This window comes from Bacillus sp. P4_E1 (genome assembly GCF_056401715.1).
In genome coordinates, this window is sequence record NZ_JBFUIV010000020.1 from 63,190 (window position 1) to 76,293 (window position 13,104).

The 13,104-nt window shown below is 33.2% G+C and carries 12 protein-coding genes; 7 read left to right on the forward strand and 5 right to left on the reverse strand.

What is annotated here, in order from left to right:
• Positions 1 to 49 precede the first annotated feature (49 nt).
• Positions 50 to 1,114, forward strand: a complete 1,065-nt coding sequence (locus AC1DS7_RS23020) for an undecaprenyldiphospho-muramoylpentapeptide beta-N-acetylglucosaminyltransferase (protein ID WP_002128671.1) — start codon at positions 50 to 52, stop codon at positions 1,112 to 1,114.
• 107 nt (positions 1,115 to 1,221) lie between these two features.
• Here the strand turns inward: AC1DS7_RS23020 and AC1DS7_RS23025 are convergent, their stop codons facing one another.
• Positions 1,222 to 3,942 (reverse strand): putative bifunctional diguanylate cyclase/phosphodiesterase, encoded by a 2,721-nt coding sequence (locus AC1DS7_RS23025; protein ID WP_016100787.1) that lies wholly within the window; start codon positions 3,940 to 3,942, stop codon positions 1,222 to 1,224.
• A 426-nt stretch (positions 3,943 to 4,368) separates the two neighbouring features.
• Here AC1DS7_RS23025 and AC1DS7_RS23030 point away from each other — a divergent pair, with 426 nt between their 5' ends.
• Together AC1DS7_RS23030 and AC1DS7_RS23035 are read left to right on the forward strand one after the other, a co-directional pair.
• Positions 4,369 to 4,758 carry a VOC family protein gene (locus AC1DS7_RS23030; RefSeq protein ID WP_002014647.1) on the forward strand — a complete coding sequence of 130 codons (390 nt, stop codon included), beginning with the start codon at positions 4,369 to 4,371 and terminating at the stop codon, positions 4,756 to 4,758.
• A gap of 224 nt (positions 4,759 to 4,982) precedes the next feature.
• A complete protein-coding gene (locus tag AC1DS7_RS23035) occupies positions 4,983 to 5,558 on the forward strand; it encodes a histidine phosphatase family protein (RefSeq protein WP_016100788.1) in 576 nt (191 codons plus the stop codon).
• A 67-nt stretch (positions 5,559 to 5,625) separates the two neighbouring features.
• Here the strand turns inward: AC1DS7_RS23035 and AC1DS7_RS23040 are convergent, their stop codons facing one another.
• Positions 5,626 to 6,270, reverse strand: a complete 645-nt coding sequence (locus AC1DS7_RS23040) for a YczE/YyaS/YitT family protein (protein ID WP_002014649.1) — start codon at positions 6,268 to 6,270, stop codon at positions 5,626 to 5,628.
• Positions 6,271 to 6,452: 182 nt separating this feature from the next.
• Between AC1DS7_RS23040 and pepT the strand changes: the two genes are divergently transcribed.
• On the forward strand, positions 6,453 to 7,685 hold the full coding sequence (pepT, locus tag AC1DS7_RS23045) for a peptidase T (protein WP_016100789.1): 1,233 nt from the start codon (positions 6,453 to 6,455) through the stop codon (positions 7,683 to 7,685).
• A 101-nt stretch (positions 7,686 to 7,786) separates the two neighbouring features.
• Positions 7,787 to 8,851 carry a lactonase family protein gene (locus AC1DS7_RS23050; protein WP_016100790.1) on the forward strand — a complete coding sequence of 355 codons (1,065 nt, stop codon included), beginning with the start codon at positions 7,787 to 7,789 and terminating at the stop codon, positions 8,849 to 8,851.
• Positions 8,852 to 8,885: 34 nt separating this feature from the next.
• On the opposite strand, the gene AC1DS7_RS23055 is transcribed toward AC1DS7_RS23050, so the two are convergent.
• From AC1DS7_RS23055 to AC1DS7_RS23065, 3 genes are read right to left on the reverse strand one after another with little or no spacing between them, the layout of a single operon-like run.
• Positions 8,886 to 9,797 carry a DNA-3-methyladenine glycosylase 2 gene (locus AC1DS7_RS23055; protein WP_215588433.1) on the reverse strand — a complete coding sequence of 304 codons (912 nt, stop codon included), beginning with the start codon at positions 9,795 to 9,797 and terminating at the stop codon, positions 8,886 to 8,888.
• A gap of 2 nt (positions 9,798 to 9,799) precedes the next feature.
• Entirely contained in the window at positions 9,800 to 10,324 is a 525-nt protein-coding gene (locus AC1DS7_RS23060) for a methylated-DNA--[protein]-cysteine S-methyltransferase (protein WP_002014654.1), read from the reverse strand.
• Positions 10,325 to 10,328: 4 nt separating this feature from the next.
• A complete protein-coding gene (locus tag AC1DS7_RS23065) occupies positions 10,329 to 10,901 on the reverse strand; it encodes a bifunctional transcriptional activator/DNA repair enzyme AdaA (protein WP_215588432.1) in 573 nt (190 codons plus the stop codon).
• A 154-nt stretch (positions 10,902 to 11,055) separates the two neighbouring features.
• On the opposite strand from AC1DS7_RS23065, the gene AC1DS7_RS23070 reads away from it, so the two are divergent.
• The gene (locus tag AC1DS7_RS23070; RefSeq protein ID WP_063219209.1) at positions 11,056 to 11,814 is read left to right on the forward strand and encodes an exodeoxyribonuclease III; all 759 of its coding nucleotides are present in this window, start codon (positions 11,056 to 11,058) and stop codon (positions 11,812 to 11,814) included.
• Between the two features lie 303 nt (positions 11,815 to 12,117).
• The gene (locus tag AC1DS7_RS23075; RefSeq protein ID WP_002014659.1) at positions 12,118 to 13,083 is read left to right on the forward strand and encodes an iron-hydroxamate ABC transporter substrate-binding protein; all 966 of its coding nucleotides are present in this window, start codon (positions 12,118 to 12,120) and stop codon (positions 13,081 to 13,083) included.
• Positions 13,084 to 13,104: the final 21 nt, after the last annotated feature.

Genomic DNA, 13,104 nt, shown 5'->3' on the forward strand with positions numbered 1-13,104 from the left:
AAGATTACTATAAAGCTAGACTTTTAATGATAAAGGTGGGATATAAGCTATGAATAAAACGATTCTCTTTACTGGGGGCGGTACAGCCGGACACGTAATGATTAATATGGTATTGATTCCTAAATTTATAGAAAAAGGATGGGGAGTTGAGTATATTGGATCTCAAAATGGAATTGAAAAATTATTAGTTCAAAATGTTAAGTACAATAGTATTTCAACGGGGAAGCTCCGGAGATATTGGGATTGGGAGAACTTTAAAGATCCTTTTAAAATTATAAAAGGCTGCTTACAAAGTTATAAATTAATTAAGAAAATAAAGCCTGACGTTATCTTTTCTGCAGGAGGATTTGTTTCAGTTCCTGTAGTTGTAGGGGCATGGTTAAATAGTGTACCTATCGTAATACGTGAACCAGATAGCACGTTAGGACTTGCAAATAAAATAGCATTACCTTTTGCTACAAAACTATGCACAACATTTCCTCATACAGGGAAGAATGTAAGTAATGAGAAAAAGGTTTATGTAGGACCAATTGTAAGGGAAGAAATTGAGAGAGGTAACGTATTACGAGGAAGAAGGTATTGTGAATTTCAGCAAGATAAGCCAGTATTGTTAATAATGGGTGGGAGTCAAGGTGCTAAGTGGATAAATGATATGGTAAGGAAAAGTTTAGATACATTATTATTAAGTTTTAATATTGTTCATATGTGTGGTAAAGGGAAGGTGGATCCTTCTATCGGAATGGAAGGTTATATGCAATTTGAATATATAGGAGAAGAGTTGCCACATATACTGAATATGGCAAGTGTTGTAGTTTCCAGAGCGGGTTCTACTGCTATTTCTGAATTGTTATTTTTGAAGAAACCGATGTTGCTTATTCCGTTAACTAATGGTTCCAGTAGAGGGGATCAAGTTTTAAATGCTGACTATTTTTCTAGGCAAGGGTATGCGGAAGTATTACTTCAAGATAGAATAAGCACCAGTACATTTACAGATGTGGTAAATAAGTTGTATGTAAATAAGGAGAGATATATTCAAAACATGAATGGATTTAAGAAAACAAATGAGGAGGGAATTCATCAATTAATAGATTTAATAAATGAAGTAGTTAAATAATAAAAAAAGGAAAGAAATTATTTTCTTTCCTTTTTACTATAGTTGTTCAAATTCATTATTACCTATAACGATTACATTCAGTATAGAGTTATATGCATTTTGATTTACTATGGACGAATACCGTTTTCTAACAGCTTAGTAAATGCATTGGCATAAATAGGTTTACTGTAATAGTAACCTTGAATAAACTGACATTTATTTTTTTGAAGGAAATTTACGTGTTCTTTCGTTTCTACGCCTTCAGCAATGACAGACATTCCTAATGTATTTGCTAATGTGATGATTGTTTTAATGATTTCCATTCCATCTTCACACGTTTCAGACATTGTAATAAATTCTCTTGGGATTTTTAACGTATCGATTGGATATAAAGGTAAGTAGGCTAGGGAAGAATAGCCTGTACCAAAGTCGTCGATTGAAATGTGAATCCCTAAACTTTTTAGTGTACGCAGTTTTATCAATGTTTCTCTCTCATCCATCATTGCAATTCGTTCTGTTAATTCTAGATCAAGGGAACTTGCTGGTAAGCCTGTAGTTGCTAAAGTAGAAGAAATAGATTTTACAAAGCCTTCTTGTTCAAATTCTTTAGCAGATAAATTTACCCCTATTTTTAAATGCGAATATCCGAGTGCGTGCCAACGTTTCATTTGCTCACAAGCCTGCTGTAATGTCCATTTTCCTATTGGAATAATTTGTAGTGTTTCTTCTGCAATCGGAATAAACTCGTATGGAGAAATAACACCTAATTCAGGATGATTCCACCTGATTAAAGCTTCTGCACCGATAATTTTATTAGATTCACTATCAACTTGAGGTTGATACAAAAGGAACAATTCTTCATTTTGTATTGCGTTTGGTAAATCTTTTTCTAATCGTAATCGTCTTTCGATTTTTTTAGCGATTACATCGTCATAAATAGAGACAGAGTTAAGCTCTTTTGCCTTTGCATCATACATTGCAACATTAGCGTTTTTCAGAAGTGTAGCGGTATCGATTCCGGAATGTGGATAAATGGAGATACCGATACTCAGTGATAAAGTTAATTTATGCTCATGTATGACAAACGGCTTTTCCATGCTTTCAAATAATTGGTTACATAACTCGAATAAGGAATCTTCGTCAGTATAGTTTTCAATTAAGATTGTAAACTCATCACCACCGATTCTTGACAGATGAGTATGTGATGGAAGACATGATTGGAAACGTTTTGCTACTTCTTCTAATATGTAATCACCTGACGAATGTCCAAGTGTATCGTTAATTACTTTAAAGCGATCTAAATCTAAATATAATAATGCAAACTCACTTTGTGTTGTTTGAGCATTTTTTATAAATTTTCTTAACTTCCTATGGAAAAAGGATCGGTTCCCAATTTTCGTTACAGTATCGTGGAATGCTAAATATTTTATTTCTTCTTGTTGTTTTTTTAGTGCGGTAATATCCTTTACCATAATATAGCTTCCAGAAATTTGTCCATCTATCATAATAGGAACGATGGTAACGTATAAAAAATAAGTAAAGCCATCTTTATATTGAGAACTAAGTTGTAAGGATGCTGATTCTTGTTGTTTAACTTTTTCTAATGCAGATATCAGTTTATGTTTATCTGCATCTAAAATAATAGAAAAACATGTCTCACCAAGTAACTCGTTCGTTGGTGCTCCAAGTAGTATGCTTCCTGCTTTATTTACATTTAAGAATATTCCATTTAAATCAATCGTAAAAATGGGATCAGGATGATATTCATATAATGATTTGAATTTTTGTTGTTTCTGAGATAGGGCCTCTGATTTATGGACTAAATCAGAAGTTCTTAAAGTAACTTTTTCTTCTAGTTGAGCATTAAATACTTGTAAACGTTTTGTTAGGGTGTCGTTTTGCATACGCACAATAGAATGGCGAATAAGTACGAAAACAAAAGCGATACAATTTCCTGTAATGAGAGTTGAAGACGATGTTTGTTCTTTTAATGTAAACCCGATTAGTATTGCAACAGCAAGATAGGGAAATACGACTAATACTTTTTTTCCTAGTATAGGGTTTACAATGAAATAATTTTTATGGCTATTATCATCTTCTGAAATAGACCCAGCTATTGCGATAAGCAATATAGGTATTCTATATAAAAGACGTAAAAATGTTATAGTGTCAGTTGACAAATGGGTATTTAAGTAAAAATAAATATAGTTAAAAGTTGCAGAACTAATCAATACAAAAATAAAGATATAAATTTTCCGCTTGGACTTAAAAATAGTTGGGCGGAAAAAGAGACTAACACCTAGTAGAAGAAATAATAGATCTGCAATTGGATATAGAAATGAAAGGAAAATATCTCCGAGTGAAAGTGAGAATATATTTAAATTTGGCTGATTAAATAAATACCATTCTAATGTGAATATGGAAGTAAGTACTATACATATATCACAAATAAAGAAAGCTCTTTCCCATTTAGTGCATTCTTTTAAGATCTTATAGCAGAAAGCGATAAGGCAGAAGAATAGAAAAAACATGTAAAATACATCAGAAATAGTAAAATGATGTATTGGAAGTTCGAAAAAGGTATCTTGATACGTATATACTACTTTTCCTAATAAGAAACTACCAATTGCAATTGTAATACATATCCAAAAAGGATTTGAACTAACTTTTTTAGAGTATATAGAGTAAATTAGCGATATAAATGTAATGACTTCAACGATGAGTGAAGCGAAGCGTACATTGAAATTTGAAAAATTAGTAGGGAACAGAAAGAAAAACATAAAATAGATTGAATAGCATATTAATGTTGTGATTAATATACATAGCTGTAAATTTTTATTTAATTTCAAAAAGATCACCTTCTTTAAGTATGTACTATATTCGTAATATCTACACATAATAATATTACTTAAGGATTGTATCAGATTTCCTTATAAAAAGCATGCTTATAAGGAAAAAAACAAGAGTGCAATAATTCTTGAAAATGAAAAAACACTGCATTTAATGATTTTTAGTGTATCAAGATTTTAGATGGGAATTGTATATTTAGTCATCCAGTATATTTTAAAGGTTTTTTAGTGCTTTGCAAGTGGAGATGCAAATTTGCATATAAAATGATGGGATTTTCTTTCTAGGTGAGTTTTTGATTGTTATAGGCTAGTAAGTAACACCTTTGTATGTATCTATTTTCATACTAATGAGGGATTTCAAAAATGTTTTAAGTATATACAATAAAATATAGTCATTCATTACGTTTTTAGTATGGGAGGAAAAGCATGAAAAATTGGGTGAAGTTTCGAATAGCACGTCCAACAGATAAGTTTGAAGAGGTTATAGCATTCTATGAAAAAGGATTAGGTTTAAAGCGTATAGGTGAATTTTACGGTCATGAAGGTTACGATGGCGTCATGTTTGGACTACCAGATGAAGAATATCATTTAGAATTTACAAGATATATAGATGGGAGCCCATGTCCAGCTCCAACAAAAGATAACTTACTTGTATTTTACATGCGAGAAGATAGTGAAATGAAAAAAGTGAGTAAAAGGCTGCATACAATGGGGTATGGTGAAGTAGAACCAGAAAATCCGTATTGGAAAGAAAAGGGGATAACGATAGAAGATCCGGATGGTTGGAGAATTGTATTGATGAAAATAGAAGAATGAGGTGTGGCGAAACTAGAGGAGAAAGACGTTTCGAGTTTTGATAGTGTAAAAGAAAATATATATAAGCTTCCTGGAAGGGGATAAAATCAAGGGGAAGCTTTTTTGTGAATTTATCTGAAGATTAACATTTGATAATTTGTTCTGGAAAGATATGAAATAAGAACGTATATTCTTATGGGTTGATAGTCATGTCTTTAAAGAGGGATATAGAAAAGGGAGGAATTATGAATACATATATCTATATGGTTAGGCATGGTGAATCGCCAAAATTAGAAGGAAATGAAAGAACACGTGGATTAACTGAGAAGGGAATTTTAGATGCTCAAAGAATAACTGAGATATTAGAAACAGAGGGAATTAATACTTTCATTTCAAGTCCGTATAAGAGGGCTATGTTAACGATAGAAGAGTCAGCGAATCTCCATGAAAAAGAAATATTAGTATATGAAAATCTTAAAGAGTGTAAGTTTTCAAATGAAAATAAAATTATATCGGATAAGGAAGTGTACCCACTTGTAAAGGAGATGTTTTTTAATCCAGAATATGCACTGACAGATGGAGAGTCATATGCGGATTGTCAGCGAAGAGTAGTGAGAGTGTTAAAAGAAATATTAATGAATTTTCAAGGACATAAAATTGTAATTGGTACACATGGGCTTGTAATGACACTAATGATGAACTATTTTGATAATCAATATGGACTTGAATTTTTAATGAATACATCCAAACCGGATATATATAAGCTAGAATTTAAAGAAGAGCAATTAATGAATGTAGAGAGATTATGGAGAGAAGAATGAAATGGGGTATATGGAGTGTGTTTTAAAAATTACTTTTAAAACACACTCTTTTGCATTAAGTTGAGTTTTAAATATTTTCACTAATACGTTCTTTGTTTTTGTTATTTAAAGTATGTAAGAGTTTTTGAAATACCTTAAATGAATGCTGGAATATTGGACTTTGAATAAAAGTGTATAGAAAAGTTACGATAAAAACAGGACCTCCTAGCATGAATCCAATGACTAGTACAAAGCATTCTACAATAATTCGAGCACGGCTAATAGATAACCCAGTTTTGTCAGAAATGGTAAGCATGAATCCATCGCGGGGTCCAGCACCAATGCCAGCCGCAACGTACATGCCGCCCCCAATTCCTGTAATTGCAATACCAGAAAATAAAATGAGTAAGTTTATCCATAAATAATCACTAGCGTTTGGAAGGATTTTTGATTGTAAGAAAAAGTCCATAATAGGACCGATAAGTAGTGCATTTAAAAATGTGCCCACGTTTATATATTTTCGATCTACTAGTAAAGAGATAAGAACGAGACATAATCCACATATGACACTCCAAGTGCCAATTGTCCACCCAAATCGTTGGTAGAGAGCCATATTTAAAACTTCCCAAGGGTGTAAACCGAGGAATTTAACTTTGACTGCGAGAGCATTTCCAAGTCCAAAAAAAATTAATCCTAGGAAAAAAAGAAAATAGCGAAAGAGAGTTAGCCTCATCTTTAAAACCTCCCAATATATAATGATGTATATTACATGTTTGAATTTAAATGTACAAATGTTATGTCTTTTTATGATTTATTAAAAATGTAAATGGATATATATTTTCGCAGTCAAAAAAGTTAAAATATTTCGTTATAAGGATTATAATAGAGAGAGAACTATAAAAGGAGTGAACGAATTTGAAACAAGAACTTATTGAAAGATTTACGAGATATGTAAAGATTGATACACAATCAAATGAAGAAAGTCATACAGTGCCTACAACACCAGGGCAAATTGAGTTTGGTAAGTTATTAGTGGAAGAGTTGAAAGAGATTGGGTTATCAGAAGTGACGATGGATGAAAAAGGTTACGTAATGGCAACACTGCCTGCTAATACAGATAAGGATGTTCCTGTAATCGGCTTTTTAGCTCATTTAGACACAGCAACAGATTTTACAGGGAAAAACGTAAAACCACAAATTCATGAAAATTTTGATGGTAATGCGATTACGTTAAATGAAGAATTAAATGTTGTGTTAACACCTAAACAGTTCCCGGAATTACCATCATATAAAGGACATACAATTATTACAACTGATGGTACAACACTTCTTGGAGCAGATGATAAAGCTGGTCTTACAGAAATCATGGTCGCAATGAATTATTTAATACATAATCCGCAAATTAAGCATGGGAAAATAAGAGTAGCGTTCACACCGGATGAAGAAATTGGCCGTGGACCATCGCATTTTGATGTAGAAGCGTTTGGTGCATCGTTTGCTTATACGATGGACGGAGGTCCATTAGGTGGTTTAGAATATGAGAGTTTTAACGCTGCAAGTGCCAAATTAACTTTTAGAGGGACAAATACACATCCTGGAACAGCGAAAAACAAAATGCGTAACGCAAGTAAACTCGCTATGGAATTCGATAGACAGTTGCCAGTAGAAGAGGCGCCAGAATATACTGAAGGGTATGAAGGTTTCTATCATTTACTCTCTTTAAATGGTGATGTCGAGCAAAGTAAAGCTTACTATATTATTCGAGATTTTGATCGTAATCATTTTGAAGCGCGTAAAAATAACATTAAAGATATTGTGAAAAACATGCAAGAGAAGTACGGCGAAGATGCAATAGTTTTAGAGATGAATGATCAGTACTATAACATGCTTGAAAAAATTGAACCGGTGAGAGAAATTGTTGATATTGCATATGAGGCAATGAAAAGTTTAAATATTGAACCGAATATTCATCCAATTCGCGGTGGAACAGATGGATCGCAATTATCATATATGGGATTACCAACGCCAAATATTTTCACTGGTGGTGAAAACTATCACGGTAAATTTGAGTATGTTTCGGTAGATACTATGGAAAAAGCTGTTCAAGTAATTGTAGAAATCGCAAGACGATTTGAAGAACAAGCTTAAAAAGAGAACCAAGTAGTAATGAAGTGCTACTTGGTTCTTTTCTATAGTAAAAAATACAAAGTGAAACTTGTTACAAGACGTTTGTAAAAGGGGGAAATGTTATGAGTGAAAATCAGTTTCATGGTTATATAGGGACATATACCAAAGCAGAGAGTAAGGGGATTTATAAATTTATACTTGATACGAACATCGGAGAACTTAAAGGGATTGAATTAGCAGCTCATATAGGAAGTCCGACATATGTAACGATTAGTCATAACAACGAGTACCTTTATTCTGTTGCGAAAGATAATGGGTTAGGTGGAATTGCTAGTTTTTCTATTCATAATAAATCCGGTAATCTAAATTCGATTAGCATGCAAGTTTTAGAAGGGGCATCGCCGTGCTATGTAAGTGTGAATCGGGAGAATAGTATAGTAGTAGCAGCTAATTATCATAAAGGAACAGTAGAGTCCTATTTAGTGAAAAAGGATAATGGAAGTTTAAATGCTGCTACGGTAATTGTAGAACATAAAGGGTCAGGACCAAATAAGGAAAGGCAAGAAAAGGCACATGCTCATTATATAGATTTTACTCCTGATGAAAAATATGTAGTAGCAGTTGATTTAGGAATAGACAAGGTGATTACATATAAAGAAAGTGATGGAGAACTAATAGAAGTTACACGGTTATCTGTAAAACATGGTAGTGGTCCAAGGCATCTTATATTTCATCCAAGTGTGCAGTATGCATATGTTATGACAGAATTAAGTTCAGAGATTATTGTACTTCAATATGATGCAAAGAGTGGCAGTTTTAAAGAAAAACAATACATTTCTACATTACCTGAAGATTTTAGAAAAGATAGTTACGGAAGTGCAATTCACATTTCTTCTGATGGCAAGTTTGTTTACGCAGCAAATAGGGGACATAATAGTATCGCGGTTTTCCGAGTGAATGAGCACAATGGAGAGCTCGCTTTTATTGAAACAGTATCGACAGAAGGGGATTGGCCACGTGATTTTTCTTTAGATCCGGATGGAAAATTTTTAATTGCAGCGAATGAAAGATCTAATACTTTGACTTTATTTGCTAGGGATGAAATGACAGGGGAGCTAACGCTTGTACAGACGGACGTAAATGTTCCAGAGCCAGTATGTGTGAAGTTTTTACATGTGAAAAAATAGATAGGTTTCCCTATCTATTTTTTATTAGGAAATTTTAATATAGCACCCGCCACAAATAAAAAGTCGCGTAAGACTCCCAATTTGTCCAATTTGATGCAAATTCTTTTATTTCATTTTTAGTCGGTTTCTTTTCGGAACCTGTTATAAATTTAATTGCATTATGAAAACCAACATCATCAATTGGAAAAGCTGAAGGGAATCGTAAACAACGCATCAAAACATAGTGAGCTGTCCATGGCCCTATACCGCGAATGCTAGTTAATTGTTTTTCAGCTTGCTTCACATCTTGTATTTGTAATAGAGATTCTTTTGATAATTTACCTTCTGTAATGAGCTGCGCGACGTCAATTAAGTATTCGCACTTTCTTGTAGTCATTTTTAATGTTGCGAGATCTTCTACATCTAAATTTGCTATTACTTCAGGTGATGGGAATATCCAATGTTTTCTACCGTTCCAATCTACATAATCGCCAAAATTTTCGACTAATCTTCTTTTTAGAGTATAGGCATATGTGAGGTTGATTTGTTGACCTAGAATCCCCCAGCATAGTGCTTCAAATAAATCCGGAATTCCCAAAGTACGAAGACCGTAAAATTCTTTAATGGGTTTTTGAAGGAGTGGGTCGTGTTTAGCTAATTTATAGAAGGGAGCTAAATCAGTAGTTAAATCAAACCACTCTTTTACATAGTTAGATACGGCATCGTGTGCCCATTTTTCAGAGACATATGATGCTCCTAAAAAACGTATTTGAATATTACTATTGGCATTCAAACCAATTTCAACTAATGGATTTATGTTTTGAACAGGAATGACTTTATAGATTTTATTGTTTTCAATATGAAACATACATTCATTTTTAGAACGCGATAGATAGCGTAAGTTTTCTTGAAAACTAAATTCTTTTGGAACGACTAAAGACAATATTTCATTACAATCCTCTGTCATATTTACTCCTCCCGAAGCGCTTCTAATTTGAGCAATTCTTTTTTCATTTCTAAACCACCTCTAAAACCGGTAAGTTTACCATTTTTCCCAATAACGCGGTGACAAGGAATAGTGATAAGCAGAGGATTTGCCCCAACGGCAGTCCCAACTGCACGTACAGCGTTAGGTTTTTGAATTCTTTCCGCAATCTCTGAATAAGAATGTGTCTCCCCATAAGGAATTTCACGTACCGTATTCCAAACAGCTAATTGAAATGCAGTTCCGTAAACATCGATAGGAATTGTAAAGGTTTCTAGTTTGGTTTCCAAATACTCGATAAGTTCTTTTGTATATGTTTGCAGATAATCTGGATTTTGGATGAATGTATGTTGTGGCAGTTTTTTGCTAGCCCACGTATTTAGTTCTTCAAAAGTTTCATTTTGCGATCCGATGAAGCATAATCCATTTGAAGTAGCTGCAATATGCATACGCCAATGTTTATGAATAAGCAATGTCCAATATATAGTTTTATTTTCATATGGTTTCATTATTTCATACCTCTTTTATTCCGTTCTTTTTTCGATATTCAGTAGGGGTAAATCCTGTCTTCTTTTTAAATAAAGTCGCGAAATACTCCGGATTTTCTATCCCGACATCAGTACTAATTTCCATAATGGATTGATTTGTATGTGAAAGGTATTCTGTCGCTTTTTTAATTCTGAATTGCTGTATATATTCTATTGGACTAATCCCTACAATTTTCTTGAAAGTGCGTTGTAGATGATAAGGGCTACCATGGCATATTTCTGCGAGCAAGTCGAGGGTTAGCACGTCACAATAATGTTTTTGGATATATTCTTTAATTTGCTCTACCCATTCTTCATTAGGTAAAGTTAGCCCGTTTGGTTTACAACGTTTACACGGACGAAAATTTTCATGTAATGCTTGCTCTGCCTTAAGAAAAATACGTACATTGTTTTTATTCGGTATTCTCGATTTACATGATGGTCGGCAAAAAATACTGGTTGATTTTACAGCGTAAAAGAATTTGTCATCATATGTGGAGTCATTATGAATAATTGCTTGCCAATACTCATTTGTTACTGTGAACTCTTCATTATGCACAGAACATCACCTCTGGCATTAGTATAACCTGAATAAAGTACGTATGTACGTATTTACGAATGTAAGAGCAAGATTACAAAGATGAAACTATGATAGGGTATCTATTTTGTGTTAGCATGAAAATTGAAAATGCACATCAAGAGGAGGAACATAGATGAAGTTGATTTCATGGAATGTAAATGGTTTGCGAGCAGTTATTGCAAAAGGTGGATTTCTAGAATATCTAGAAGAATCTAATGCAGATATATTTTGTTTACAGGAAATTAAATTACAAAGTGGACAAATTGATTTAAATCCCGAGGGATATTATACATATTGGAATTATGCTGTGAAAAAAGGCTACTCAGGAACGGCTATTTTCACGAAAAAAGAACCGATTTCTGTTACATATGGTTTAGGGATTGAAGAGCATGATCAAGAAGGACGAGTTATTACGTTAGAATTTGATGATTTTTATATGATAACGCTGTATACACCAAATTCTAAACGAGGATTAGAACGTGTAGATTACAGAATGGAATGGGAAGATGATTTCAGGGCCTATATTAAGCGATTAGATGAAAAGAAACCAGTTGTTTTTTGCGGAGATTTAAACGTCGCGCATAAAGAAATAGATTTAAAAAATCCAAAAAGTAACCGTAAAAACCCTGGATTCTCTGATGAGGAGAGGGAGAAGTTTACACGTATTTTAGAAGAAGGATTTGTTGATACGTATCGCTACCTTTATCCTGATCAGGAAGGAGCATACTCGTGGTGGTCGTATCGTATGGGAGCGAGAGCAAAAAATATTGGATGGCGTTTAGATTATTTTGTTGTCTCGGAAAGAATGAAAGACAAAATAACAGAGGCGAAAATTAACAGTGAAATAATGGGATCAGACCATTGTCCAGTTGAATTACATATAAATTTCTAAAAAAAGAAGTATCTCGCTAATAATAGGCGGATACTTCTTTTTAATTCAGTTTGTTAAAATTTTTCAAATCATTCTTGAAATAATTGCATATTAAATATATACTTAGTAACGATAATCATTATCAATGAAAAAGGTTATCGATGGATGAAGTGTAAAAGAATTATAGTTTAGGGGAAGTGAATGAGAATGAGTTCCGGATAAAATTATTAATCTAATGAAATATATGTTTGGGACAAGTTTCATGTAGTTAAGTTTTCATATAAAAATAATCTATTTACAAGTTTTGAGAGGAGATATATAAAGATGAACAAGAAGTTATTTACATTAGGGATGGTTACAGTTTTAAGTGTAGGTTTAGCAGCATGTAATAGTACGGATAAAACTTCAGGGGAACAAAAGCAACAGACAAAAGCTACGGAAACAAAAAAAGATGAAAAACGAAAAATTACATATTTAGGTAAAGAATACACAGTACCAGCAAAAGTAGATAAAATTGCGACAGCTAGTTTAGAGTCAATGGAAGATGCAGCAGTACTTGGAATTAAACCAGTCGGTGCAATTACTGTAGGTGGTAAATTACCAAAGTATCTTGAAAAAGAATTAGAGGGTGCAAAATCTGTGGGTGAAAAAATGCAACCTAATTTTGAAACATTACTTCAATTAAAACCGGATGTTATTACATCTAGTACGAAATTCCCAGCAGAAACAGCTGAAAAGTTTACGAAAGTAGCTCCGACGTTCCCGGTATCACACGTTTCAACAGATTGGGAAGATAACTTAAAGTTAATGGGAGAATTAACTGGTAAAAAAGATAAAGCAGAAAAAATTATTAAAGATTACAATGCGGACGCTGAAAAAGCAAAAGCAAAATTAGGAGATAAGTTAAAAGACAAAAAAGTACTTGTAATTAGACTAAGAGCAAATGAATTATTCCTATATCCAGAAGGAGTATACTTCAACCCTGTAATTTATAAAGATCTTGGACTAACTGCTCCAGAACAACTTAAAACTGTAAAAGCACAAGAGAAAATTTCATTTGAAAAACTTGCTGAACTTAACCCAGATTATGTTTTCTTACAATATGAGGCAAGTGAAAATAAAAACCCGAAAGTGCTAGAAGAAATTGAAAGCAATCCAATTTGGCAAAGTATGAATGCTGCGAAAGAAAAGAAAGTATTTGTAAACGTTGTAGATCCAATGGCCCAAGGTGGCACAGCTTGGAGTAAAACAGCATTCTTAAAAGAAGCAGTGAAAAATTTATCTAAATAATACAATAAGTAAGGTGCGTTG

Coding starts and splice junctions, on each gene's coding strand:
- AC1DS7_RS23020 (WP_002128671.1), top strand. CDS start 50: ATGAATAAAACGATTCTCTTTACTGGGGGCGGTACAGCCGGACACGTA.
- AC1DS7_RS23030 (WP_002014647.1), top strand. CDS start 4,369: ATGAAAAATTGGGTGAAGTTTCGAATAGCACGTCCAACAGATAAGTTT.
- AC1DS7_RS23035 (WP_016100788.1), top strand. CDS start 4,983: ATGAATACATATATCTATATGGTTAGGCATGGTGAATCGCCAAAATTA.
- AC1DS7_RS23040 (WP_002014649.1), bottom strand. CDS start 6,270: ATGAGGCTAACTCTCTTTCGCTATTTTCTTTTTTTCCTAGGATTAATT.
- AC1DS7_RS23050 (WP_016100790.1), top strand. CDS start 7,787: ATGAGTGAAAATCAGTTTCATGGTTATATAGGGACATATACCAAAGCA.
- AC1DS7_RS23055 (WP_215588433.1), bottom strand. CDS start 9,797: ATGACAGAGGATTGTAATGAAATATTGTCTTTAGTCGTTCCAAAAGAA.
- AC1DS7_RS23060 (WP_002014654.1), bottom strand. CDS start 10,324: ATGAAACCATATGAAAATAAAACTATATATTGGACATTGCTTATTCAT.
- AC1DS7_RS23070 (WP_063219209.1), top strand. CDS start 11,056: ATGAAGTTGATTTCATGGAATGTAAATGGTTTGCGAGCAGTTATTGCA.
- AC1DS7_RS23075 (WP_002014659.1), top strand. CDS start 12,118: ATGAACAAGAAGTTATTTACATTAGGGATGGTTACAGTTTTAAGTGTA.